21 protein-coding genes are annotated in these 26205 nt (G+C 47.0%); 17 read left to right on the top strand and 4 right to left on the bottom strand.

Annotated features, from left to right (window positions below; all coding sequences use genetic code 11):
* The first annotated feature begins 160 nt into the window (after positions 1 to 160).
* Positions 161 to 631: a phosphohistidine phosphatase SixA gene (gene sixA, locus L5M38_RS00280; RefSeq protein ID WP_263177959.1), complete on the top strand. Its 471-nt coding sequence runs from the start codon at positions 161 to 163 to the stop codon at positions 629 to 631.
* Between the two features lie 157 nt (positions 632 to 788).
* On the opposite strand, the gene smrB is transcribed toward sixA, so the two are convergent.
* The gene (gene smrB, locus L5M38_RS00275) at positions 789 to 1319 is read right to left on the bottom strand and encodes an endonuclease SmrB (protein WP_263177958.1); all 531 of its coding nucleotides are present in this window, start codon (positions 1317 to 1319) and stop codon (positions 789 to 791) included.
* A gap of 80 nt (positions 1320 to 1399) precedes the next feature.
* Here smrB and prmB point away from each other — a divergent pair, with 80 nt between their 5' ends.
* From prmB to L5M38_RS00245, 6 genes are all read left to right on the top strand, one after another.
* Positions 1400 to 2344, top strand: coding sequence for a 50S ribosomal protein L3 N(5)-glutamine methyltransferase (gene prmB / locus L5M38_RS00270; RefSeq protein WP_106650942.1), 945 nt, complete (start codon positions 1400 to 1402; stop codon positions 2342 to 2344).
* A gap of 124 nt (positions 2345 to 2468) precedes the next feature.
* On the top strand, positions 2469 to 3563 hold the full coding sequence (gene aroC / locus L5M38_RS00265; protein WP_006082233.1) for a chorismate synthase: 1095 nt from the start codon (positions 2469 to 2471) through the stop codon (positions 3561 to 3563).
* A 91-nt stretch (positions 3564 to 3654) separates the two neighbouring features.
* Positions 3655 to 4830, top strand: a complete 1176-nt coding sequence (locus L5M38_RS00260) for an MFS transporter (protein WP_263177956.1) — start codon at positions 3655 to 3657, stop codon at positions 4828 to 4830.
* A gap of 99 nt (positions 4831 to 4929) precedes the next feature.
* Positions 4930 to 6108, top strand: coding sequence for an ATP-NAD kinase family protein (locus L5M38_RS00255; protein WP_263177955.1), 1179 nt, complete (start codon positions 4930 to 4932; stop codon positions 6106 to 6108).
* Between the two features lie 5 nt (positions 6109 to 6113).
* The gene (locus tag L5M38_RS00250; protein ID WP_263177954.1) at positions 6114 to 6398 is read left to right on the top strand and encodes a YfcL family protein; all 285 of its coding nucleotides are present in this window, start codon (positions 6114 to 6116) and stop codon (positions 6396 to 6398) included.
* The gene (locus L5M38_RS00245) at positions 6388 to 7149 is read left to right on the top strand and encodes an RNA methyltransferase (protein ID WP_263177953.1); all 762 of its coding nucleotides are present in this window, start codon (positions 6388 to 6390) and stop codon (positions 7147 to 7149) included. The genes L5M38_RS00250 and L5M38_RS00245 overlap by 11 nt, the downstream gene beginning before the upstream one ends.
* A 95-nt stretch (positions 7150 to 7244) precedes the next feature.
* On the opposite strand, the gene mnmC is transcribed toward L5M38_RS00245, so the two are convergent.
* Positions 7245 to 9332 (bottom strand): FAD-dependent 5-carboxymethylaminomethyl-2-thiouridine(34) oxidoreductase MnmC, encoded by a 2088-nt coding sequence (gene mnmC, locus L5M38_RS00240; RefSeq protein WP_263177952.1) that lies wholly within the window; start codon positions 9330 to 9332, stop codon positions 7245 to 7247.
* A gap of 138 nt (positions 9333 to 9470) precedes the next feature.
* Here mnmC and fabB point away from each other — a divergent pair, with 138 nt between their 5' ends.
* The 9 genes from fabB (at position 9471) to purF (ending at position 21752) form a co-directional block, all read left to right on the top strand.
* Positions 9471 to 10682 (top strand): beta-ketoacyl-ACP synthase I, encoded by a 1212-nt coding sequence (gene fabB, locus L5M38_RS00235; protein WP_168824238.1) that lies wholly within the window; start codon positions 9471 to 9473, stop codon positions 10680 to 10682.
* 159 nt (positions 10683 to 10841) lie between these two features.
* Positions 10842 to 11972, top strand: a complete 1131-nt coding sequence (locus tag L5M38_RS00230) for a 4-phosphoerythronate dehydrogenase (protein WP_263177951.1) — start codon at positions 10842 to 10844, stop codon at positions 11970 to 11972.
* A 2-nt stretch (positions 11973 to 11974) separates the two neighbouring features.
* Positions 11975 to 12991: an aspartate-semialdehyde dehydrogenase gene (locus tag L5M38_RS00225; RefSeq protein ID WP_131523510.1), complete on the top strand. Its 1017-nt coding sequence runs from the start codon at positions 11975 to 11977 to the stop codon at positions 12989 to 12991.
* Between the two features lie 177 nt (positions 12992 to 13168).
* Complete coding sequence (locus L5M38_RS00220) at positions 13169 to 16606, top strand: FimV/HubP family polar landmark protein (protein WP_263177950.1); 3438 nt, start codon at positions 13169 to 13171, stop codon at positions 16604 to 16606.
* 102 nt (positions 16607 to 16708) lie between these two features.
* Positions 16709 to 17494 carry a tRNA pseudouridine(38-40) synthase TruA gene (truA, locus tag L5M38_RS00215; RefSeq protein ID WP_028761033.1) on the top strand — a complete coding sequence of 262 codons (786 nt, stop codon included), beginning with the start codon at positions 16709 to 16711 and terminating at the stop codon, positions 17492 to 17494.
* Positions 17495 to 17538: 44 nt separating this feature from the next.
* A complete protein-coding gene (folC, locus tag L5M38_RS00210; RefSeq protein ID WP_263177949.1) occupies positions 17539 to 18810 on the top strand; it encodes a bifunctional tetrahydrofolate synthase/dihydrofolate synthase in 1272 nt (423 codons plus the stop codon).
* Positions 18803 to 19576, top strand: coding sequence for an SPOR domain-containing protein (locus L5M38_RS00205; protein WP_263166733.1), 774 nt, complete (start codon positions 18803 to 18805; stop codon positions 19574 to 19576). Before folC ends, L5M38_RS00205 begins: the two co-directional genes overlap by 8 nt.
* Positions 19577 to 19691: 115 nt before the next feature.
* Positions 19692 to 20180, top strand: a complete 489-nt coding sequence (locus tag L5M38_RS00200; protein WP_028761030.1) for a CvpA family protein — start codon at positions 19692 to 19694, stop codon at positions 20178 to 20180.
* 57 nt (positions 20181 to 20237) lie between these two features.
* Positions 20238 to 21752, top strand: a complete 1515-nt coding sequence (gene purF / locus L5M38_RS00195; protein ID WP_028761029.1) for an amidophosphoribosyltransferase — start codon at positions 20238 to 20240, stop codon at positions 21750 to 21752.
* A gap of 126 nt (positions 21753 to 21878) precedes the next feature.
* Here the strand turns inward: purF and L5M38_RS00190 are convergent, their stop codons facing one another.
* Positions 21879 to 23357, bottom strand: a complete 1479-nt coding sequence (locus L5M38_RS00190; RefSeq protein ID WP_105252099.1) for an alanine/glycine:cation symporter family protein — start codon at positions 23355 to 23357, stop codon at positions 21879 to 21881.
* 267 nt (positions 23358 to 23624) lie between these two features.
* Complete coding sequence (locus tag L5M38_RS00185) at positions 23625 to 23912, bottom strand: hypothetical protein (RefSeq protein ID WP_263146234.1); 288 nt, start codon at positions 23910 to 23912, stop codon at positions 23625 to 23627.
* 166 nt (positions 23913 to 24078) lie between these two features.
* Between L5M38_RS00185 and L5M38_RS00180 the strand changes: the two genes are divergently transcribed.
* Positions 24079 to 26178 (top strand): DNA topoisomerase III, encoded by a 2100-nt coding sequence (locus L5M38_RS00180; RefSeq protein WP_263177948.1) that lies wholly within the window; start codon positions 24079 to 24081, stop codon positions 26176 to 26178.
* Positions 26179 to 26205 lie beyond the last annotated feature (27 nt).

Genomic DNA, 26205 nt, shown 5'->3' with positions numbered 1-26205 from the left:
CCGATAACGATAGCTTGTTATATATTGATAGTCTTAATGGTTTTTAGCAAATATCTCTTGTGTTTATCGACTAAAGATTAAGTCTTACAAGGTTTGTTGAAATGGATTTTAGGGCTACAATTGGGATAAAACAAAAACAAGTTTGAGTCGCGAGAGAAGTATGCAGCTATTTTTGATGAGACATGGTGACGCCGGATTTAATGCTCAGTCTGATAGAGACAGAACACTGACCGATGTTGGAAGGCACCATACTGTGTTGATGAGCAACTGGTTGGCTCGCAGTGTGACTGATTTCGATCTTGTTTTGGTGAGTCCTTACTTACGTGCACAGCAAACTTGGCAGGAGCTGAGTCAGCATTTTCCTGAGCCGCGTAAGTGGTTAGTCGCTGATAATCTTGTTCCTTCTGGCGATCCCGCCAATGTAGCCGCGTTAGTTGTAGCCTACGCGGAGTTATACAAGGCGGATAAAGTGCTAGTGATTGCTCACATGCCGTTATTGGGCTATTTAGTCAGTGAGTTAGTGGCGGGTGTTGAGCCGCCGTTATTTGCCACCTCGGGCATTACGCTCATTGATAAACATGCCGAGCAAGCTTCAATCGTATGGCAGCACGCACCCCACAGCATTAGCTAGTCTTGATTTATATCCCTTTTACAAACAAACGGCCCACTGAATGTGGGCCGTTTCGTTTTCGGTAAACGTAGGAAACTCGCAAAATCACTAAATCGCCAAATCGCCAAATCGCCAAATCGCCAAATCGGAAACGTTAATGTTTAAAGCCGATAGCGAGTTAACGTCTATGCGGCTGCTCACCAATATCAATCAGCACTAATAACGCCGCATCGCCGCCCCATTCTTTAGGGGCCTGATGGAAAGCCTTCACCATAGGATGCTGCACTAACCACATGGGGACTTGTTGTTTCAATATGCCACTGCCGTAACCATGCATAATGCAGCAACACAGGCTTTGCTGTTTAACGCAGGCTTGGATCAGTGCCGCTAGCTCAAGTTTGGCTTCCGATTGGCGATAGCCGTGCAAATCCAGCAGCAAATCTGGCTGGTAATCCCCACGTCGCAGGCGTTTGAGTTCTAGGCTATCAACCCCTTCCTCTAACCAACGCATTGGCCCTTGAGCTGGCAGTAGCGGCTGATAAGTATCTGAGAAATAACTGTTAGCATGCAGTTGCTGCTCTTTCAGTTCTATTTCCTGTTTGGTTTTTAAGGGCGTGCGAAAGTGTCGCTTATTTTGCGTGATGGGTTTAATACCATCGATAAGCGCTGAGAACATCGCCAAGCCTTCTTTGTCGTCGTCTTTATTCATGGCGGGTATTCTATTGAATCCTATGGTTTCTGAATAGAGTTCAGTTACAATGTTCGCGAACAAACTAGCGGGAGCACGTTTTGGATAAGATCTTTGTAGATGAAGCTGTGACAGAATTACGCACTATTGGCGATATGTTACGTTGGGCCGTGAGCCGTTTTAACGACGCCAATGTGTATTATGGTCATGGTACTGATAACGCGTGGGATGAAGCCATCGCCTTAGTTTTCCATGCTTTACACTTACCCGAAGAAATCGGCCAGCAAGTGATTTTAAGCAACTTGACCAGCAGTGAAAAGCATAAAATTGTCGAGTTGATTATTCGCCGTGTCAGAGAGCGCCTACCTGTGCCTTATCTGACCAACAAAGCGCGTTTTGCTGGACTTGAATTTTACGTCGATGAGCGCGTGTTAGTGCCACGTTCACCGATTGCTGAAATGATCGCCAACCGTTTTAGCCCTTGGTTATACGGCAAACCGGTAACGCGTATTTTAGATTTATGTACTGGCAGCGCTTGTATCGCCATTGCTTGCGCCTACGAATTTGAAGACGCCGAAGTTGACGCGCTGGATATCAGTGAAGATGCCTTAGATGTGGCGCAAATCAATATCGAAACCTTAGGTGTGATGGACCGAGTATTCCCGATGCAATCGGATCTGTTCTCGGCCATCCCAGAAGGTCCACAGTATGATTTGATTGTTTCAAACCCACCTTATGTGGATGCTGAAGACATTGGCGACATGCCAGATGAATATCATCATGAGCCTGCCATTGGTTTAGCCTCAGGTCGCGACGGCTTAGATTTAACCAAACGTATACTCGCCAATGCCGCGCAATACCTCACGCCAACGGGTTTGCTCGTTGTCGAAGTCGGTAATTCTATGGTGCATTTGATTGAGCAGTTCCCAGAAGTGCCATTCACTTGGATTAACTTTGAAAATGGTGGCGATGGCGTATTCGTATTGACCCGCGATCAACTGGTTGAAAATCAGTCGGTATTTGGTATTTATCGCGACGCACAATAGCCTAAGATAGCAAATTAGGTTGAGACTTTTCCCGCTGCCAGTTAGGCTTGCAGCGGGAAAATAAATTGTCCAGTACTCGCTGGACACGGAGCGATGAAAAAATAACCTAAGGTGTACAAAGCGGATGTCTGGAAACAGTATTGGTCAAAATTTTGTAGTGACGACGTTTGGTGAGAGTCACGGTGTTGCACTGGGTTGCATTATTGATGGTTGCCCACCAGGGCTTGAATTAACCGAGGCCGATATGCAGCATGATCTTGACCGCCGTCGCCCAGGGACATCCCGATATACCACGGCCCGCCGTGAGCCAGACGAAGTGCGGATTTTATCCGGCGTTTTCGAAGGTAAAACCACGGGTACCTCAATTGGACTCTTGATCGAAAATACCGATCAACGCAGTCAAGATTACTCTAATATCAAAGATTTATTCCGCCCTGGACACGCCGATTATACCTACCAGCAAAAGTACGGTATGCGTGACTATCGTGGTGGTGGCCGCTCGTCTGCCCGTGAAACCGCGATGCGCGTTGCGGCAGGTGCGGTGGCTAAAAAGTATTTGAAGCAAGTTCATGGTATCGAGATCTATGGGTTTATGTCCCAGCTGGGTCCTATTTGTGCGCAGACTATTGATCTTGACCAAATTGAGCAAAATGCCTTTTTCTTCCCCGATGCCAGCAAGCTTGAAGCGCTTGATGAATACATGCGTGAGCTGAAAAAATCCGGTGACTCCATTGGCGCGAAAATCTCCGTTATCGCGACAGGCGTGCCAGTGGGTTTAGGTGAGCCTGTATTTGATCGATTGGATGCTGATATCGCCCACGCGCTAATGGGCATCAATGCCGTCAAAGGCGTTGAAATTGGTGATGGTTTTGGCGTAGTGACTCAAAAGGGCTCCGAAGGTCGTGACTTAATGTCGCCTCAAGGCTTTGAATCTAACCATGCGGGCGGTGTGCTCGGTGGAATTTCATCGGGCCAGCCGATCATTGCCCATATTGCCTTAAAACCCACATCAAGCATCAGTGTGCCGGGCCAAAGTATGACGGCGCAGGGTGAAATGGCCGAAGTTGTCACTAAAGGTCGTCACGATCCCTGTGTTGGGATCCGCGCAGTACCGATTGCCGAAGCTATGCTTGCTATTGTGTTGATGGATCACTTGCTAAGACACAGAGCGCAAAATCAGGATGTACGCAGTCACACGCCCGTGCTTGGTATGCGATAGGCGCATGAAATAGGGGTATGAGATAGGCGCATGTGATAGATGGTATGCGATAACGATACAACAAGTGGCATGAGATAAAGGGAATGCGTTAATGTCAACTTCTTCTAGCACAAGCCGGCAATTACGCTGGCTTTGTGCCTGCTATTTTTTCTTCTTTTCTATTCTCGGTACTATGGTCCCATATCTTGGGGTCTTCTTCGAAAATCGCGGTTTTAATCCTCAAGAAATTGGCTTTTTACTCGCCATCCTGATGGCGACGCGTATCGTTGCCCCGAATGTGTGGGCCAAAGTGGCTGACCGAACCGGGATGCGTTCCGAGCTGATAAAAATGGGCGCGGGAGCCGCCGCGCTGGCGTATTTGAGTTTCTTCTACCATGGCGGTTTTGTGTATATGGCGCTGAGTCTGGCCCTCTATACCTTCTTTTGGAACGCAATCCTTGCCCAGCTTGAAGTGATCACCTTAGAAACCTTAGGCGAGAATGCCAGCCGCTACGGTCAAATTCGCAGTTGGGGCAGTGTCGGTTATATCTGCCTGGTTGTCGGTGCGGGCTTTGCGATTGGCCAGTGGGGCACAGAAGTGCTGCCTTATATCGGTTTTTCATTGTTTATCGGCATGTTAGCCAGTGCGTTGCCATTACCAGCAAATCGTTTAGTGCGTGACACCAGTCAAGTGCGGCCGCCATTACAATGGAATAGGGCGATTATTTGGTTCTTACTCTCGGCGATGTTGCTGCAAATGAGCGCGGGACCTTTCTACGGCTTCTTCGTCTTATATTTAAAGCAAGCGGGTTACTCAGAATCTTCAGCGGGGATATTTGTCGCCCTTGGCGCTATGGCCGAAATCGTGATGTTTATGTTCGCGCCGCGTTTACTGGGCCGCTATGGTGTTAATACTTTATTGATTGTCAGTATCGGCATGACTTGCTTGCGTTGGTTGTTGGTCGCCTTTGGAGTGGATAGCGTGTTATGGCTTGGTTTTAGCCAGTTATTACATGCCTTTACCTTTGGCTTAACTCACGCGGCATCGATTCAATTTGTGCACAGGCATTTCGATGCGAGTCACAGAAGCCAAGGTCAAGCCCTATACGCCAGCTTAAGTTTTGGGGTTGGCGGCGCGCTCGGTACTTGGGTTTGCGGCTATATTTGGGGCGATGGTAGCGGGGCGGTTTGGTCTTGGGTATTTGCAGCCGGATGCGCCTTTGCCGCTATGCTGGCGGTATTCTTTATTCCTAGGGATAAACCTGGCGTTGCCTCCCATACGGCCTAGCAATGTCAATCTAGCAATATCAATCACGATTAAAAGCATCTATTAAGATACTAAAATATAAAGATAAAAATTCCAAGGTTGCGTTAAGTGAGGTAAAAAGTGATTCGGTTTCGTTTAGGGTTAGTGATCAATCCATTGGCTGGCTTAGGTGGCAGTGTTGGCCTTAAGGGCAGCGATGGCGTTGCCGAAGAGGCGCTTGCCTTAGGCGCCGAACCCAAAGCCGCTTTGCGTATGATGCAGGCACTTGAGGTTATCCGTGATTATGCCGATGACATCGAGGTTATTACCGCCTCAGGAATCATGGGTGAAGATGCGGCTAAAACACTCGGTTTTACCACGCGAGTGGTGTATCAAACCCCAGATAAAACGCAGGCGCTGGATACGCAGGCCGTTGTGCGTGCGCTGCTGGATGAACCTCTGGATTTACTGCTTTTTGCCGGTGGTGATGGCACGGCCCGCGACGTTTATTCCGTGTTTGAGCAAGCTACTATCGATGACAAATTACCCGTACTTGGCGTGCCCGCTGGCGTGAAAATTCATTCCGGCGTTTACGGTATTACGCCCCATGCCTCTGGCATGGTGGTCAAAATGTTGCTCGATGGTGAACTCGTTAGTTTGATGTCCGCCGATGTGATGGATATCGACGAAGTTGCCTTTCGCCAAGGCACAGTGCGTGCAAAACGATTTGGCGAGCTTTTAGTGCCCGCCGAGCCGCGTTATGTGCAAGCGGTGAAGATGGGCGGCAAGGAAGTCGATGAACTCGTGCTGGCCGATATCGCCGCCGATGTGATCAATCAAATGGAAGATGAGCTGTACATCATGGGCTCTGGCAGTACGGTTGCCTTTGTGATGGAAGAGTTAGCTCTGGACAATACCCTGCTAGGTGTTGATATCATTCAAGATAAAAACCTTGTCGGCAGTGACTTAACCGCGAATGAATTACTTGAACTGACCCAAGATAAGCCGACTAAGTTGGTGATTACTTTAATTGGCGGCCAAGGCCATATCTTAGGGCGCGGCAATCAACAGTTGTCGCCTGAGCTTATTCGGCGCATCGGAAAAGACAATATTATTATCCTCGCCACAAAAACTAAGCTAAAAGCACTTGATGGACGACCACTAATTGTGGATAGTGGCGACCCTAAATTAGATAGCGAGCTTGGCGGCTATTATAAAGTGACGACGGGCTACCATGATTACGTTATGTATCAGGTGGCCAATCCAGATTTATTGGTCGCAGCAGATGTGTCGGCCAATCCAGTATTAATGGAGAGTTAGACCCAATGTTAGAGCATTACGAAGACGCATTAGAACAGTGGATCGCCAGTGTAGTCAGCCATGGTGATGACGATGCTTTGTTTGCCTGTGGCTATTTACAGGGCCATGTCGCCGTTGTGTTATCGCAACTTGAAGCGCAGGGTGCAACCGACCTCGATGCCCTTATGTTGAAAATGACCGACTGTTTAGCGCTCGCGCGCCAAGAATTAAATGATGCCGATTATGCCTTGGTTGAACAGGCATGGGCACATCTGCATGCATGGATTGCAGGCGAATTTGATGTTGCCTAGCGTTATGCCTATGACTGACAACGAGCAAGTGACTAATACTGCAGTGACTAGTACCGAAGTAACGAGTACAGAAATGCCGAGTGCTGAATTTGCCTGTGAGCAAACGCTCGATGCCAGCGCAGTATTTATCGGTTTAGTGAATCCTAAAACGCCCGTTAATGTCGGCGGCATAATGCGCGCATCGGGTTGTTATGGTGTCGATGGCGTATTTTATACCGGCAGGCGCTACGAGTTAGCCGCGCGTTCGGGTGCAGTGCAATACCATGTCGATACTAAGGATGCTGGAGAGCGCATTCCGCTCACGGGCGTGACTTCATTACTCGCCTCGATTCCGGCGGACACTAAGCTTATCTGTGTGGATTTGGTAGTTGGCGCGACGCCGCTGCCGGATTTTGTCCATCCCGCGAAAGCCTTTTATGTGTTTGGTCCTGAAGATGGCACTATTGGCCAAGAGATTATCGATAAAGCCGATGCCGTAGTGTATGTGCCTACGGTAGGGTGTATGAATCTTGCTGCGTCGGTCAATGTGTTGTTATACGACAGATTGGCGAAATCTCACCGTGAGGCTGCAAGCCTGACATCGAGCCTAGTACCTAGTCTTAGCGGCGATGCGCTGATCCGCCAGAGTCGCGATAACAACAATCGTACTCGGGTAAAAGTGCCCAGAGCGCCGCGAAAACCTCGATATGCTGAAGCTAGCAGTCTTGAGTCTAGCAGCAGTGATAACACGATAGTCATCACTGCTGCTTAAGTGGTTTACAGAAAACATTTAAAAAAGGGATTAAGCCATGGCTTAATCCCTTTTTTATAGTGCTCAAAAACGTTATTTTTCTAGCGATTGATTGCCTAGAGCGCTTTACCCTTGAGCAATTTTCGCAGCCACATGCGATTGGGGTTGAGTTTACACAGGGTGGCTTTATCGAGCGGTATTGGTTCGACGCAAAGCTGCGCCGCGAGACATTCGGCGGCCAGAGGCCCTGAACTTAACCCCCGTGAGCCCAACCCGCCAAGAATATACAGTCCTTGATGCACCGGCGCTGGCGTGGTTTGCCAGTAGTGACGACTCTCTTTAGTGAGTTGATGTTGCTCATAATCCTCAAGGATTTTCGCCACATCGGGCGCGCAGCCCATCATAGGGAAATGATCCCGCGTCACCATACGCACGCCAACACGGGCATTGTTGCCACTCATGTCGATATCTTTAAGCCAGCTTTGCATCGGATAACTCTCGTGCATTTTGGCGAGGTTTTCCTGTTGCTCCTGCGGGCAAAAATTTAAATGCCTAGGTTCTTTAACGTAACTCGCGCCAAGACAGTGGAGCCCTTGGTGACTCGGGGTTAAATAACCGTTGGCGCACAGCACAGTTGCGAGCTGACTCAATTGAAATTGTGCGGGCACATGGCTGACTTGGCCGCGAAAGGGGCTAATTTGTAATTTGTTGCTGACATCAAATTGTGTCAATTCTGCGCCATTGGCGAGTACAAGTTGCGTAAAGGGGCCAAAGCGATGCTTAGCGGTGATTAAATACCAACCTTCACTTTGATACTCAATTTCAAGGATTTCAGTCTCCATATGGAGTTTAACCTCAGTAAGCTGCTGCGCTTTTTGTATCGCAGCTTCGGCATATTCAAATGGACAAACCCAGCCACCTAAGGGATAGACAAAACCTGATTTGTCGATATTAATGTTCGCAAGAGAATTGGCTTGCTGCGCATCGACTCGATAGGCAATTTCACTTGGCCAAGATTGGCCTTGAATGATTTTATCGAGTCGTAATTGGCTGCGTTCATCGTGAGCAGTTTGCAATACGCCGCAAAAATCATGGGAAATCGGCGTTTGATTTGGTGCGGGCGCAGACGTCAGCGCCTGCACTCGACGTCGACTAAATAAAAATGCCTGTTGGAAGAAGCGGCTAAGCTCGTCATTTTCCGGTGTCAGCAGTGGATAAATCGCCCCTTGACGATTGCCCGAGGCGCCTTGGCCAAGCTTGGCATCTTTACAAAAGAGCTGCGTACTTTGGCCGCGTTCCGCCAAAGACAGCGCCAAATGCGCCGAGGCTAACCCGCCGCCTATGATGGCAATCGAGCTGGGCGCGTCCGAGGGTAAGATTGCAGCCATAGGATTAAAGGCATAGGCTTTGGCATCTTGCTGGCGTAAGACGTGGCGCTCGTGTAACAAAATGGCATCAGGCTGATGGTTTGTCTGTATTTCAGTGCAGGTAAAATCCCTCACCTCAAAGCCACAGGCTTGGAAACGATTGATTGTTGTTTCGTTTAATCCGCTTGATTCGCTTGATTCAATAGTGGCAATAGTGGCAATAGTGGCAATAGTGGCAATAGTGGCAATAGTGGCAATGGTCGCGCTATCGTCACTGAGTTTTGCCATCTGCCAATGGATCTGCTGATTTAACCCATTTTGTAGATGGGGCAATACCAGCCAGTGCTGAACGGGGTGAAGCGGAGAATGGATGAGCGAACTGAGCTGGGATTGAATATCACCAAAGTGCAGGTCGATTGTGGTACGACCGTCATCAAAAATTAATCTCTGGCAACCTATAATAGCCGCGGGCTCTGCATTAAGTAAGCGTTGGGCAAGTGGCTCAAATTCAGGCTCTTTGGTTAAACAGGCGGATTGATCCCAAAGTAATTTAAGTTCGTAAGCATTAATCGGATTGGGTTCGAACACTTTTAAAAGTAAACGTTGGCTAAGGTGCGAATGAGCGCGCCACCAAGCTAAGAGTTCAAGCCCGTTGCTTAGACCAATTTGGCCTAATACTAAGAGTTTTTGCTGTGAATGAGCCTCAAATATCCGCTGCTGATAAATGCTCAACTTGCTGAGATAGTGTGCATCAGTGTGAGCTGTTGCGGGATAAAGGTTGATTAATTGCGGGTAATCGCGCTTAATTTGGCAAGGTTTATTGGGCTCTGCAGTCAAAGAAATTTACTCTCGGTCTCATAATTGGCATTATTTTACTCGCCTTTATGGAAAGCTGACCACTTAATTGAGTCAAAACAGATACTATTGGCTCAGCGAAAAGTAGGTACTGACATGTACACAATGGATAGCAATAAAATGAAAAGAGTCGTGATCACCGGAATGGGTGTTGTTTCAAGTATCGGTAATAACAAGCAAGAAGTGACCGAGTCACTGAAAGCGGGCCGCAGTGGTATTACGCATTCAGCTCAGTTTGAAGAGATGCAATTACGTAGCCATGTATGGGGTGACATCAAGTTAAACCCTGCTGAGCATATCGATCGTAAGGCATTGCGTTTTATGGGTGATGCGGCAGCTTATGCCTACATTGCTATGCAAGAAGCGGTTGCCGATGCCAATTTAACTGAAGAACAGTATTCAGATCCGCGCGTAGGTTTGATTGTGGGTACAGGCGGCGCATCATCGTCTAACCAAGTACAATCTGCCGATACATTGCGTGAAAAAGGCGTTAAACGCGTAGGTCCGTATATTGTGCCTCGCATCATGTCGAGCACGGCCAGCGCTTGTTTAGCCACGCCATTTAAAATTAAAGGCATGAATTATTCTATCAGTTCAGCCTGTGCAACTAGCGCCCACTGTATTGGTCATGCCGTTGAACTTATCCAAATGGGTAAGCAAGACATGGTGTTTGCCGGCGGTGCTGAAGAAGTGGATTGGACACTGACCATGGGCTTCGACGCTATGGGCGCACTGTCAACCAAGTACAATGCCACACCCGAAAAAGCCTCTCGTACCTATGATGCAGACCGTGATGGTTTTGTGATTTCTGGCGGCGGCGGTATTTTAGTGGTTGAAGAGTTAGAGCATGCTCTGGCTCGCGGCGCAAAAATTTACGCTGAAGTGATTGGTTATGGCGCGTCTTCAGACGGTTATGACATGGTGGCGCCATCGGGTGAAGGTGCTGTGCGTTGTATGCAAATGGCGATGATGGATGTCGATACCCCAATCGATTACATCAATACTCACGGCACTTCAACGCCAGTGGGCGACGTGCGTGAATTAGAAGCGCTACGTGAAGTTTTCAAAGACAAGTGCCCACCGATTGCATCGACTAAGTCTATGACAGGTCATGCATTAGGCGCCGCAGGCGTACATGAAGCGATTTACAGCTTAATCATGATGGAAAACAGCTTTATTGCCCCAAGCATCAATATCGAAAATCTGGACGAAGCGGCGAAAGATATGCCTATCGTGCGTGAGTATCGTGATGCTGAGCTGACTACAGTCATGAGTAACAGCTTTGGTTTTGGTGGTACAAACGCCACGCTAGTGATGCGTAAATTCAAATAAGTTTGTTTATCAAACGCGATAGAAGGGAAGCTTAGGCTTCCCTTTTTTATGGGCGTTTTTTGTAAACCTGTTGCATCGACAAGGATTTATCCCATTAGTCTTGTTAGAATACCGAGCATCTTGATGCCTTCCATTCCCACTTTTTTAGATCAGGTGCCCATGAAGATTTTAGTCGATGAAAATATGCCCTATGTTGAACCGCTATTTGGCGATCTCGGGGAAATTATTCCTGTTAATGGCCGCACGTTAACCGCAGCGCAAGTGCGCGATGCCGATGTGTTATTAGTGCGCTCAGTCACCAAAGTGAATGCCGAGTTGCTCTCGGACAATCATCAACTGAAGTTTGTCGGCAGTGCCACTATAGGCACAGATCATGTGGATTTAGCCTACCTTGCCGAGCGTAATATCCCCTTCTCTAATGCGCCAGGTTGCAATGCGACTGCGGTTGGGGAATTTGCTTTTATCGCTATGCTGGAGCTAGCACAGCGGTTTGATTCGCCGCTTAAGGGCAAGGTCGTCGGCATAGTGGGCGCGGGCAATACCGGTACTGCAACAGCAAAATGTTTGCAAGCCTACGGTATTAGCGTGTTGCTTAATGATCCCATCAAAGAGAAACAGGGCGATCCGCGCAGTTTTGTGAGCTTAGAAACCATCATGGCGCAGGCCGATATCATCAGTTTGCATGTGCCCATCACGCGAACAGGCGAGCATAAAACCAAACATTTATTCGATGAGGCGCGCTTAAAGGCGCTCAAACCCAATACATGGTTAGTGAATTGCTGCCGCGGTGATGTGATAGATAACAAAGCACTTGTCAGAGTTAAACGCCAGCGTGATGATCTCAAACTTGTACTCGATGTGTGGGAAGGCGAGCCAACACCGATGCCTGAACTGGTGCCACTGGCTGAATTTGCCACGCCGCATATTGCAGGTTACAGCTTAGAAGGTAAGGCGCGCGGCACTTTTATGCTCTATCAAAAGCTGTGTCAGTTACTTAATATTGCTGCCGATAAAAGTCTGCTGGATCTCTTGCCAAGCTTTAACATTAAGGCGGTCGAACTTGCGACCGCGCCGAATGAAAAAGCGTTATTACAGCTCGCGCGTTTTGTCTATGATTTGCGCGATGATGACAAGATGTTCAGAAATACATTCTTAAATGAGAATGGCTTCGACACTATGAGAAAAAATCACCAACATAGACGCGAATTTAGTGCATTGGCGCTGGCTTATGACGGTCAATCTGAGGTAGATTGGTTGTCCAATTTAGGTTTTTCAGGAGTCGGTCAGTAGCTATGTCACAGGAATTTAATGTTGTCGTTTTAGGTGCATCGGGCGCAGTGGGTCAAACTATGATAGAGATCCTCGAAGAGCGTAATTTCCCGGTTGCCAATTTGTACCCTTTAGCCAGTAGCCGCAGCGCCGGTGAAACGGTCAGCTTTCATGGCAAACAAATTACCATTCTCGACGTAGAAACCTTCGATTGGACCCAAGCTCAAATTGGTTTCTTCTCTGCAGGTGGTGATGTTTCCGCCAAATGGGCACCGATTGCTGCTGAAGCAGGCTGTGTTGTGATTGATAACACCTCTCACTTTAGATACGACATCGATATTCCTTTGGTTGTACCTGAAGTGAATCCGCATGCTATCGCTGATTTCCGCAATCGCAATATCATTGCTAACCCAAATTGCTCAACCATTCAAATGCTGGTGGCACTTAAGCCTATTTATGATGCCTATGGTATCAGCCGCATTAATGTGGCAACGTACCAGTCAGTATCGGGCACAGGTAAAAAAGCCATTGAAGAATTAGCGCATCAGTGCACTAAATTACTGCAAGGTTTACCTGCTGACGCTGAAGTCTATCCAAAACAAATTGCTTTTAACGTATTGCCACAAATCGATAAATTTATGGATAACGGCTATACCAAAGAAGAAATGAAAATGGTCTGGGAAACCCAGAAGATTTTCGGTGACGATGAGATTTTAGTGAATGCGACTGCCGTACGTGTGCCTGTGTTTTATGGTCACTCGGAAGCCATTAATATCGAAACTCGTCAGCCTGTTGATGCCGAAGACGTTAAAGCTTTACTGCGTAATGCCGAAGGAGTGGTATTGTTTGAATCCGATGATGATTATCCAACAGCAGTGACAGATGCCGCAGGAACCGATCCGGTTTATGTGGGTCGCATTCGTAAGGATATTTCTCATTCTCACGGGATTAACTTGTGGGTCGTGTCAGACAATATTCGTAAAGGCGCAGCCTTGAACAGTGTGCAAATTGCCGAGATCTTAGTGAGAGATTATTACTAAGCATTAGATTGCATTTGATGCCCATTGAAAAGCCTGCTGTCAGCAGGCTTTTTTTGTTTTACAATTGTGAACAGTAGCAGGGCGGGGATTTCTGGTTTATAGTAATCTCAATAAATACAATTGCCTAAAGCCTGTTATCAGTGAGATAACTTTATAGCGCTTCAAAGGGAAGGATTGATGAAATTTCGCACTTCGTATCTTGTGGGTCTAATGGCCACTGTTTTAGCTGTTTCTTCTACCGCTTATTTTATTGATCCCGCCGTTGCTGCAGATACACCAAGATTAAAACCCTTAAAAATCATGGGGCCAGACGGACAGATCCGTCAAGTTAACCATCAATATGGTCCAACGACATCGAAAGATACTTTTTGGAGCATAGCGCAAAAAGTCCGTCCTGATGCCAGTGTAAGCGTCTATCAGGTGATGGCCGCCTTATACGATGCTAACCCTCATGCGTTTAACTCTGCCAGTTATAACAGTTTAGAACGCGGTATGATCCTGCTCATTCCGTCTAAAGAAGTCATGCTGTCGATCCCCAATCGTATGGCGATAGCCAGAGCAGAGCAAAGTGATAGACAATCTCGGGCTCCGGCGAAAGCAACGTCTAAACCGCCAGCTAAGGTGACGACAGCTAAAGCGCCAGTCACGGCTCCTGCGGTGATTGTTGAAACGAAAGTGACACCACCTAAAGCGGTTGCTGAAACACCTGTTCCAGAAAAGCCCAAGATGCTGAGTTCAGATGTGACGGCGCGGTTAGAAGCGGCAGAAAGCAAAAATCTGTCATTAACCGATGAATTAGCCCGCACGCAAGATCAACTCTCAGTGCGCACTTCAGATGTTGAAGCGCTAAAAGTTAAAGTTGAAGAATTAAATCAACGGATTGCTGTGCTGGAAGAAACGCTTCAAGCCAGTAAACTACAAAACCAAGCCTTGAAAGCTGAGGTTGAAGCTGCGCAAGTACCAGAGACGACAGCTGTTGAAGCTGAAGTAGAGGCAGAGGCACCTATTGAGCCCGATGACTTGTGGCGCAATATCCTTAACAGTCCTGTGTTATTGATTGCCGCGGCTGTGATTCCTGCCTTGTTCTTACTGCTTGCTGTGTTCTGGTTCCTGCGCCGTAAACGCAATAAAGAACGTCGTGAAATGCAGACACAAGAAGCGGTTATGGCCGCCGGTGCCGCTGGGATCGCGGGTACCGCCATCATGGACATGGATGATGACGATTTAGACGATATGGCGGTACATTTAGATTCTGACCATGCGGACTCCATCGATAGTCTTCTTGATATGGGCAGTGTCGATTTACAACCTGAGCAAGATTTGACTGACTCCCACGATCAGATGGATATGGCTTCTGAAATGTTTGTCGATCCGGGGATCTCTGCCGAGCCTGAGGTTGAAGACGAAGGGCAATCTCTTGATGATCTGTGGGCAGAAGCGATGGGCGATCAGGAAGAGGATATTGTTGAGGAGAAACCTAAATCTGGCAATATTCTTGAGGAAGCTGATCTTGATGCACTATTAGCGGGCCTAGGTTCTGACGACAGCACTTCTGAAGACAGCACCGAAGCCGAAGAGGATTTAAGTGAATTAGAGCGTAACTTTGCGAGCGATTTAGCTCAAGAAGATGACAGTAATGATATTACTTCTAAGCTGAATGATGTTGAAGTCGCAGACACTAAACCTGCCGACGAAGCCATCGCGGATGACGATGATCTTGATGCATTACTTGCCGAGTTTAGTGTTCCTGCTGAAGATATTGAGACTGCACAAGCGCCTGCCCCAGACGTTGTTGCGTCTGATGATGAAGATCTCAGTGCTGCCATCGCGGCAGAACTCGGTGATGAGCTAGATGATGAACTTAGCGGAGAAGACGTTGATGATATCGATGCCTTATTAGCTGATTTCGATAAACCAACGCCAGCCGCTGAACCTGAAGTCGAGCCTGATCTTGGCGCTGAAATTGCTGCTGAACTAGATGCGGAGCTTAATGAACTGGGTGTAGAAGACACCGATGACATCGATGCCCTGTTAGCCGATTTCGATAAACCAGCAGAACCTGAAGTTGAACCTGATCTCGGCGCTGAAATTGCCGCAGAGCTAGACGCTGAGCTTAATGAACTGGGCGTAGAAGATACCGACGACATTGATGCCCTGTTAGCCGATTTCGATAAACCAGCAGAACCTGAAGTTGAACCCGACCTCGGCGCTGAAATTGCCGCAGAGTTAGACGCTGAGCTTGATGAGTTGGGTGTGGAAGATACCGACGATATTGATGCTCTGTTAGCGGATTTTGATAAACCGACGCCAGCGGCTGAACCTGAAGTCGAGCCCGATATTCGTGCTGAAATTGCCGCTGAGTTAGACGATGAGCTTAATGAATTAGGCGTAGAAGAATCCGATGATATTGATTCGCTACTGGCGAGTTTTGATGCTGAGCCTGAACTCAAAGTCGATGCCGAAGATGATGATATCAGTGCAGAAATCGCCGCAGAATTAGAAGCTTCGTTACCGGAAGACATAAAAGGTGAAGCGTCAGGTGATGATGATTTAGATGCACTCTTAGCTGAGTTTGATGTGCCGAAGCAATTGGATGCCGATGAAGATGAATTCGACTTCGATATGGAAACGGCGCAACTCGATTCAGAAGACAATTCAGTTGACGAAGATAATTTACTTAAAGGCATTGGTGCGGCTCACTCTATCGACGGCACCGATGATACTTTTGCATTAGTCGAGGAACTGAGTGACGATAACGACGCTGATGTATTAGCAACGGCCGCAGTCACTTTGGCCGCTGCTGCAGCCGCGGCCAGTGTTAAAGAAAAAGAATCTTCTTTCTTTAATGATTTAAAAGCCAATAAGAGCAAAGATCCCCATGTGCTCGATTGGGACTCAGAGCTAGATTTTGCGCCTAAGGCTAAGCCTGCGGCAACGCAAGCAGATGTAACGGCTAATGATGTTGAGCCTAACAAAGATGCCACAGCGCTCGATTATGCATCTCAAGAGAAGCCCATTAATGCTACGCGTAACGATATTGATTTTAGTGAAGATTTTAAACTTGATATCAAAGAAGACGCGGATGATTTGGACCTTGAGCAAGGGCTAGACTTAAGTGACGATAACGTGCTCGCCGCTTTTACAGCCAATACAGATTATGACGATGAAGATGTGTTGACGTCGGAAGACAGTTTCTCACTCGTCGATGATCATAATCTTACCGTCGATGAAGCCTTGGCTGCACTCGATGCCCAGGAGTCGCGAAAAGCGCAGAAAAAGTTTGTTCCTGACCATGATTTAACCAGTTTTCAAAATGAAAACGGTTTTATCGACATCGACAAGTTGCTGAATGATGCCGATGAAGAGGGCGCAGATACCGATTTGTATTCGGAAGTTGACGTTGAGATGAGTGATGTCGGTGCCTTAATCGGTGATGCCGCGATGATCGATGTTGATGATGAAGAAAACTCAGTCAACGCTAAGCTGGATTTAGCGCGTGCTTATATCGAAATTGACGACAGCGACAGTGCGAAAGCCCTGCTCAAAGAAGTGCAAATTGACGGTAACGAGCGCCAGCAGGATGAAGCTGGACGTTTGCTCAAAGAGATTAGTTAATCCCGGTTGAGAGTGTTTCAATCTAACGGCGCCTTCAGCGCCGTTTTTTTTATGGGCTGCTGTGATAAAATGCGCCGCTAAATCAATTGTGAGGATAAGTGGATGCGGATTGCATTAGGTATTGAATATGACGGTAATGGTTATTTTGGCTGGCAACGTCAGGCCGAAGTCGATTCAGTACAAGGGCAATTAGAACGAGCGTTATCGATAGTGGCTAATGAGCCTATCGGCGTCTTCTGCGCTGGCCGTACCGATGCGGGCGTGCATGCCACTGGCCAAGTGGTTCATTTTGAAACCAATGCCATTCGTAATGAAGGCGCATGGACCTTAGGGGTGAATGCTAATTTGCCCGACAATATTGCCGTACGTTGGGTCAAAGAAGTCGACGACAGTTTCCATGCGCGCTTTTCGGCGACCGCCAGACGCTACCGCTATGTGATTTATAATCACACTTTTCGCCCTGGGATTTTACGCCATGGTGTAAGCCATTATCACGGCAATATCGATGCTGACAAAATGCACCAAGCGGCACAGGCACTCTTGGGTGAGCAGGATTTTACCAGCTTTCGCGCTGTCCAGTGTCAGTCGAAAACACCGTTTCGTAATGTGCATTGCGTTAATGTCACGCGCCAAGGTATGTATGTGATTGTTGATATCGCTGCGAATGCTTTCTTGCATCACATGGTGCGCAATATTGTCGGTTCATTGTTAGAAATCGGTCTAGGTAATCAGCCACTGACTTGGATGGGCGATTTGCTCGCGTTAAAAGACAGAAACCAAGCCGCAGCAACGGCTAAACCCCATGGACTCTATTTAGTTGATGTGACTTATCCAGAACAATATCAATTACCTAAGCTCGCCCTTGGGCCATTATTCATGTTGGATTGAAAAGATCTTATTTGAGAGATAATCGAATACGAGGATATACGGACATGCTTACAGTACCAGCGTCAAATGCAGCATTGGAACAGTGGTTGGATTATTTGCTATCTATACATCCAACCGAAATCGATATGGGGTTAACCCGTGTCTCTAAGGTCGCGCAAACCCTTGGTCTTTTGGATTTAGGTCCAACCAAAATAGTGACAGTGGCGGGGACGAACGGCAAAGGCACCACCTGCGCCATGCTCGAAAATATTCTGCGCCTATCGGGTTTGACGGTGGGCGTATACAGTTCGCCACACATGCTGAAGTACAACGAGCGAGTGCGTATCAATGGTAGCGATGTCAGTGATAGCGATTTTGTTACGGCATTTGAGCAAATTGAAGCCGCGCGCGGTGATATTTCTCTGACCTTTTTTGAGTACGCTACGCTCGCAGGCTTGATACTCTTTAAAACCGCTCAGCTTGATGTGGTTATCTTAGAAGTCGGTTTAGGTGGACGGTTAGATGCTACCAATATTATCGATGCCGACATTAGCGTACTGACGTCGGTCGATTTAGACCATGAAAGTTATCTCGGTAATACCCGTGAGCTTGTGGGCCGTGAAAAGGCGGGCATTTTCCGCAGTGGTAAACCTGCCATTGTGGGTGAACCCAACTTGCCACACACTGTCAATGATGTCGCCAATGAGGTTGGCGCCATCTTGTATCGCGTCGGTAACGAATTCAGTTATCAAGTCCATGGCAATCTGTGGGATTTTCAAGGTCAAGTGCTCAAACTGCACGATTTAGCGTTACCAACTTTGCCATTACCTAATGCGGTGACTGTATTGGCAGTGATTGAACAGGGCTGGCCGGATATCACGCCTTCAATTATTGCTGAGGGTATTAGCACTGCTCGGTTAACGGGTCGATTAGAGCGGGTGAGTGAGCAGCCGTTAGTGTTACTCGATGTTGCCCATAATCCCCATGCGGCGCGGTTTTTGGTACAACAGTTAGCGCCAATCGTTGTGGGTAAGCGCGTGTTCGCCCTTTGCGGCATGTTGAAGGATAAAGATATCGCAGGTGTGTTGCCTGTGATCAATCCACTGATCGACACTTGGTATTTGGTCAGTCTGCACGGTGAGCGTGGCGCGAGTTCGGCCATGCTACGCAAAACATTAGCCACTGAGGCTGTTGCATTTGAGTTTGAGGACATATCTGAGGCTTGGTCTGCATTAAAAGCGCAAATTAACCCAGATGATGTGGTAATTGTGTTTGGCTCCTTTTACACTGTGGCAGGTTTTAAGTCTCAATTTATGCAGGAAGTCAGTTTTGTCTAGCCAGTTTCATAATCGTTTAGTCGGCACTGTAGTGCTGGTTGCGCTTGGGGTAATTTTTTTGCCGGATATTTTGGATGGCAAAAAAGATCGCCAAGAAGAGCAGTTTTCCGAAATTCCTTTGCGCCCGACCGTGATTGAGCAGCAAAAAGCCGACGATGATATGTTTGAAGTCTTGTCGGCCGAGGATGCTGCCGCGCTGAATGGGACTGAGGTCGCCTTAGCCGAAATGCCAGTTAATGCTGACAATGAAAAGTCTGCCGTTGCGCCAGTAATCGAAGTCGCAAAGCAAGATGTTAAGAAAGACGTTAAGCCTGATGTTAAAAAAGCAGAACCTAAGCCTGAAACGAAACCTGAAGCTAAAAAAGAGCCGCCTAAAGCCACTGTAAAAACTGAGCCGGCTAAAAAAGCGGACGCTAAAGCGACCACTGTGGCTAAGGCTGAAAAGCCGAAAGCAGAAACGCCTAAAGCCAGTGCTGCCAAAGAGGATGCCGTTAAAGTGGTCAGCCGTGACAGCTTGAAAAGTGGCTTTACCTTGCAGCTTGGCAGTTTTAACAACGCAACGAATGTTAAAGCTTTGGTTGCACAGCTGCGTAAGAGTGGTTTTAAAGCGTACACTATTCCTGAAAACCCTAAAGATGGCGTATTAACTAAAGTGTTTGTCGGACCAGATGTGTCAGAGGCAAAGCTTAAGAAAATACAAGTTGAGGTGGAAAACCTTACGCGTCTTAAGGGCTGGATTGTTCCTTTTAATCCCTTAGAATCTTAATGGTGATATAAGATCAGCGACTGAAAATGATTTATTTACCTCTCTAGGGGTGAGAATCGTTTCAGTCTCTGGTAGAATCGCGCCGTCTTAAAGCCCATGTCGGAAAGCCATCTCAATGGTTTGGATTGATTACGCTATCATATTCGTCATCGGATTATCGACTCTCATCAGTCTGATCCGTGGATTTGCCAAAGAAGCCATGTCCTTAGTGGTATGGTTTGCGGCTTTCTTTGTTGCCAGCCAATTTTACCAAGATCTTGCCGTTCACTTAACACAAATGAACGATGAGATGCTGCGTAATGGCGTTTCTATTGCCATCCTCTTTATTACCACTTTGGTACTCGGTGCCTTAGTTAACTATATTCTCGGACAACTTGTTGTCAAAACCGGATTATCTGGCACTGACAGGCTTTTGGGCTTGTGCTTCGGTGCTATTCGAGGCGCGCTTATTGTGAGCGCCTTGTTGTTTTTCATGGATGCTTTTACAGGCTCTCCCAACTCCCAATGGTGGAAAGATTCTGTGCTAGTGCCCGAATTTGGCGTTGTTATCCAATGGTTTTTTGACTATTTGGAAAACACCTCCAGCTTTGTACCCAAACTATAAGAAAGAAAATAAAATAATCCTAAGTGATAGAACATCTTACAATGAGGAAGCTTACCCATGTGTGGTATCGTCGGAATAGTTGGCCAATCATCGGTTAATCAGACCATTTATGATGCACTGACAGTGTTGCAGCACAGAGGTCAGGATGCGGCAGGTATTGTGACCATTGATCGTGGTGCTTTCAGACTACGTAAAGCCAATGGTTTGGTTAAAGACGTTTTTGAAGTCAAACATATGCAACGCCTACAAGGTAATGCGGGTATTGGCCATGTGCGTTATCCAACTGCGGGCAGTTCAAGCGCATCTGAAGCGCAGCCTTTCTATGTTAACTCGCCATTTGGGATCTCATTAGCCCATAACGGTAACTTAACCAACACAGTCGAATTAGCCGAAGGGCTGATCAAAAAACGTCGTCATGTGAACACCACTTCGGATTCTGAAGTCTTGTTAAACCTATTGGCCGACGAACTGCAAAAAACCACGAGTTTGACCCTGACGTCGGAAGAAGTGTTCGATGCGGTCGCTAACGTACACCAACAAGCTCGTGGCGCCTACGCGGTTGTTGCCATGATTATTGGTCAAGGCTTAGTTGCATTCCGTGACCCATTTGGTATTCGTCCTTTAGTATTAGGTAAGCACGAAACCGCCACTGGCACTGAATACATGGTGGCTTCTGAAAGCGTGGCACTTGATGCCGTTGGCTTTGAAGTGATGCGTGATGTGGCACCGGGTGAAGCGATTTATGTTTCAATTGACGGCCAGCTGTATACCCGTCAATGTGCAGCCGAGCCTAGCTATGCACCTTGTATCTTCGAATTTGTTTATTTTGCCCGTCCAGATTCGACGATCGACAAAGTGTCTGTATATGCAAGTCGCGTCAACATGGGCGCTAAGCTTGGCGAGAAGATTAAGAAGGAATGGTACGATCACGATATCGACGTGGTTATTCCTATTCCTGAAACCTCTTGTGATATCGCGCTGGAAATTGCCCGTTGCATGGACTTACCGTACCGCCAAGGTTTTGTGAAAAACCGTTATATTGGCCGTACCTTCATCATGCCTGGTCAACAGGAGCGCAAGAAGTCAGTGCGTCGCAAGTTGAATGCGATTAACACTGAATTCAAAGGCAAAAATGTCCTGTTGGTGGATGACTCTATCGTTCGCGGTACGACCTCTGAGCAAATCATCGAAATGGCCCGTGAAGCAGGTGCTAAGAAAGTGTACTTTGCCTCTGCCGCACCAGAAATTCGTTTCCCGAACGTGTACGGTATTGATATGCCAACGTCGAATGAGCTTATTGCACACGGTCGTGATGCCGATGAAATCGCCAAGTTAATTGGTGCTGATGGCATTATTTTCCAAGACTTACCCGATTTAATTGAAGCGGTAAGAATGGAGAATCCTGCGATTAAACGTTTCGAAACGTCCGTATTTGATGGTCACTACATCACGAACGACGTTGACCAAGCGTATTTAGATCACTTGACGCAACTGCGAAATGACGATGCTAAAGCCGATCGAAATAAAGATATCGGCACTAACTTAGAGCTGCATAACGTCTGTCACCCATAAGGATTGTGGGTAATTTAGTATCGTAAAGTTTGTGGCCTTTTTGTTCTAAACTATACAAAAAAGCCAGTGAGAAATCACTGGCTTTTTAATGGCTTATATTTGCTTAACGGAGCATAGTGGTAACGTCTACGTATTTATACGTTGCGCTGTTTCAGTCATTACATTTTCTTCAGCGTGTTTGCGTTCAACCCAGTAATCCGCATTTTTAATCCCCAGTTTTACCGGGTCAAAAAGTGGCTCTATGCCGAGTGCTTGTTGTGATTCATAATCTTTAAGGCAAGTGAATGCGGTTTTCCTTAATAGAATAATAGCAATAATATTGAGCCATGCCATGAGTCCGACACCAATGTCACCCATTCCCCAAGCCATATCAGCCGTTTTAACTGTGCCGTATACGGTTGAGCCAATGATCACGACTTTGAGAACGACCATGAACCAAGGGTGATTTACTTTACGGTTAATATAGGCAATGTTGGTCTCGGCAATGTAGTAATAAGCCACTATGGTCGTAAAGGCGAAGAAGAACAGTGCGATAGCCACAAAGATATTGCCAAATCCTGGCATCATACTTTCCATTGCCGTTTGTACGTAGCCTGGTCCTGCAGCGACTCCGGCAATGCCGGTATAGAGCGCCGCACCGTCTGGGCCCTGAACATTATACAGTCCCGTAATGAGCAGCATGAAACCTGTTGCAGAGCAAACGAATAAGGTGTCGATATACACAGAAAAAGCTTGAACTAACCCTTGTTTGGCTGGATGGCTTACCGCCGCTGCAGATGAGGCATGTGGCGCTGTACCTTGACCCGCTTCGTTGGAGTAAATACCCCGCTTTACCCCCCACATGATGGCTAAGCCTAAAATGGCACCAAAACCCGCATCAAAGCCAAAGGCACTTTTGATAATTAACCATAAAATACCCGGTAGCTGGCCAATATTTAGCGCTATGATGACACAAGCCACTATGATGTAACCCAGTGCCATAAAGGGGACGACGGCACTGGCAAAGTGAGCGATACGTTTTACACCGCCAAAAATGATAAAGCCAAGAAGCATAGCCAGTATGGCTGCAGTCACATTAGGATCTATGTTGAAAGCGGTTTTTAAACTTGAACCAATCGAGTTAGCTTGTACGCCCGGCAGCAGGATCCCGCAAGCAAATATGGTCGCAATTGCAAATACCCATGCATACCATTTCATGCCTAAGCCTTTTTCAATATAAAAAGCAGGTCCACCGCGATACTCACCATTGATTTTTTCTTTATAGACTTGACCTAAGGTAGATTCAACGAAGGCGGAGCTGGCGCCGAGAAAGGCAACCATCCACATCCAAAATAAAGCGCCAGGACCACCAAAGGTGATTGCTGTGGCAACCCCTGCAATGTTACCTGTACCGACTCGGCCCGCTAATGTCATTGCGAGTGCTTGAAAAGACGACACTCCCGCATCAGTACTCTTACCATCAAACATCAGGCGGATCATTTCTGGCAGATGGCGCAGCTGTAAAAATCGAGTGCGAAGGGAGAAATAGAGCCCGACACCTAGGCAAAGAAAAATAAGTGCAGGGCTCCAAATTACACTATTGATCGCGTTGACAATCTCATTCATAGACTCCGATTCCTTTATTGTGTTGTTTTAGCAGAGTTTTTAGGTTTACGGTTATTCAACAGATGTTGAGTTAGGACATTCACTTTTGATTAAGACATTTTTTGTAAATATCCAAGATACTCAACATAACTATTTTTTAGGGAGCTTCATAGTTAAAGTGTTAAATATTTGAAACCAATGTGTTTTGAAATTGAGTTTTAGCATGGATAAATAGAGCGGAGGGGCGAGTTAACTCGAAATACGGTAGTGATTTATTATGAATGTCAGTTATCCCATTACCCAAAGTAGCATCCACACGCCGAATAAACTGCTTAAGCTATGGCGCGTGATTTGATGGCTGAGTAATAGAGATAAACTCACAGCAATAGGAATGACGAGAATGAATCCCCATGCTAACGGCATATCGATGATTTTCATTTGTCCCAGCCAGGTACTGGTGAGCATGCTTATTGCGAGTAACATTAAGCTATGGAATATCAATAACTGATTGAATCTTAATATTAATACTGGAGTTATTGTCATAGCCTGTCGCGCATTTATTGCAAACTGTCTCATAGTCACTCCTTAGTTATTTAGTGTATCTTATGCCTTGTTGAGAATCATTCGCAATTGAATTTACACTTAAGCTTTTACATTTAAGCTCGGTTTACTACAGAAATTTGCACTCAACTGGCGTTTGGGCTAAATTGTACTGTAATTATATCCAGTGCTTGGTGTTTGTATGATTCTCTATATCGCAGAAAAACCTAGCCTAGGGCGGGCCATTGCCGATGTATTGCCTAAACCCCATAAAAAAGGCGATGGATTTATCGAAGCCGCCAATGGCGATTGTGTGTCTTGGTGCGTTGGTCACTTGCTCGAGCAAGCAGAACCTGATGCCTATAATCCCGAATTTAAGTCTTGGAAATTCGAGCATTTGCCAATAGTGCCAGACAAGTGGCAACTAAAACCTAAGGCTGCGACCCGCAGCCAACTCACAGTGCTAAAACGATTAGTCAAACAAGCTAACACGCTGGTTAACGCGGGCGATCCCGACCGCGAAGGGCAGTTACTCGTGGATGAAGTGATTGCCTATCTTGGCGTGACGGGGGACAAGCTACATCAAACCCAGCGTTTACTGATCAGTGACTTAAACCCACAAGCTGTAAAACGGGCTCTAACGCAGCTACGCAGCAATCGCGAGTTTATTCCTTTATCCACATCGGCCTTAGCTCGCAGTCGTGCCGATTGGCTCTATGGCATGAATATGACGCGTGCGTACACCATCCAAGGTAAAAAGGTCGGTTATCAAGGCGTGTTATCCGTCGGCCGAGTACAAACGCCATTGCTTGGGCTAGTGGTGCGCCGTGATGAAGAGATTGCTCACTTTCAATCTAAACCTTTTTATGAAGTACTGGCGCATTTGGCGACCGAGAAGCAAGAAACCTTCAGCGCCAAGTGGCAACCTAGCGAAGCTTGTCAGCCTTATATGGATGAAGAAGGACGAGTGTTAACGAGAGGGCTAGCGCAAAATGTGGTGAGTCGCATCAGTGATAAACCAGCCTTAGTCACTCAATTAGTGGCTAAGGACAAGAAACAGAATCCACCATTGCCCTACAGCTTATCCGCGTTACAGATTGATGCGGCTAAACGGTTTGGTATGAGTGCTAAGGATGTGCTCGATACCTGCCAAAGTTTGTATGAACGCCATAAACTCATTACTTACCCACGCTCCGATAGTCGTTATTTACCCGTTGAGCAACATAACCTTGCGCCTTCGGTTCTTAAGGCGATAAGTGACGGCGCTGCTGAGTTATTGCAAGGTGCTGATGCACCCGATCCCCGTCTTAAATCTAAAGCATGGGATGATAAAAAAGTGGACGCCCATCACGCAATCGTCCCCACAGAGAAGACGGCTAACTTATCTAGCTTGAGTCAGCGTGAGAGGCAGTTATATCTTCATGTTGCTCGCCAGTACATAGCACAGTTTTATCCGGCTTATTGTTACAGTGAAACCACAGTGCAAGTGACAATCGAGGGTGGCTTATTTAATACTAAGGCGCGTCAGGATAAATCCCTCGGCTGGAAGCAACTCTTTGCCCGCCAAGAGCCAAATGGCAGTAAGGCGAGTGGCAACAAGTCGACGGAAGAAAGCACAGGTAAGGACGATGAGGAGAATGACGAGTTTATCGGCCAATTACCGCCTTTGAAATTGGGACAGGCTTTGCATTGTACTCGAGGCGAATTGTTGGAGAAAAATACTCAACCACCAAAGGCCTTTACCGATGCCACTTTACTCGGTGCTATGACGGGTATTAGCCGTTATGTGACCGATCCTGAGATCCGTAAAATTCTTAAAGAAACCGACGGATTAGGTACAGAGGCTACCCGTGCAGGTATTATCGAATTGCTGTTCAAACGCGGTTTTTTACAACGCTTAGGTAAATCTATTGTCTCGACAGACGTGGGGAAAGGATTGATTAACAGCTTGCCCGCGAGTGCGACTACGCCGGATATGACAGCGCTTTGGGAAGCGAGTCTGAATGGCATTTGCCATAAAGAAACCTCTTATCAAGCCTTTATGCAGCCACTGCTCGGCACCTTATCCACGCTTATCCAGAATGCAGGCGCACAACTGCCAACCGCGCTTAATGGTTTACAAGGCCAAGGTTATCGTAAAACGGCAAGTAATAAATCCGGTTATCGTAAGTCGCTTTACCGCAAAGCCTCGAGCTCGGCAAAACGGGCAGGCACTGCAAGTACAGCTAAAAGCAGTGTGAAGAAGTCAGTGGCTAGTGCTGGCGCAAGGAGTCGAACACGCAAAATGGCTACAGAGGTTTAATCATCACGAGTGCGTTGTGATTCTGTT

The sequence above is a fragment of the Shewanella sp. SM101 genome (assembly GCF_025654465.1).
Classification (GTDB): Bacteria; Pseudomonadota; Gammaproteobacteria; order Enterobacterales; family Shewanellaceae; genus Shewanella; species Shewanella oncorhynchi.
The sequence above is the reverse complement of the archived record's forward strand: the minus strand, read 5'-3'. Positions and strand labels throughout refer to the sequence as shown.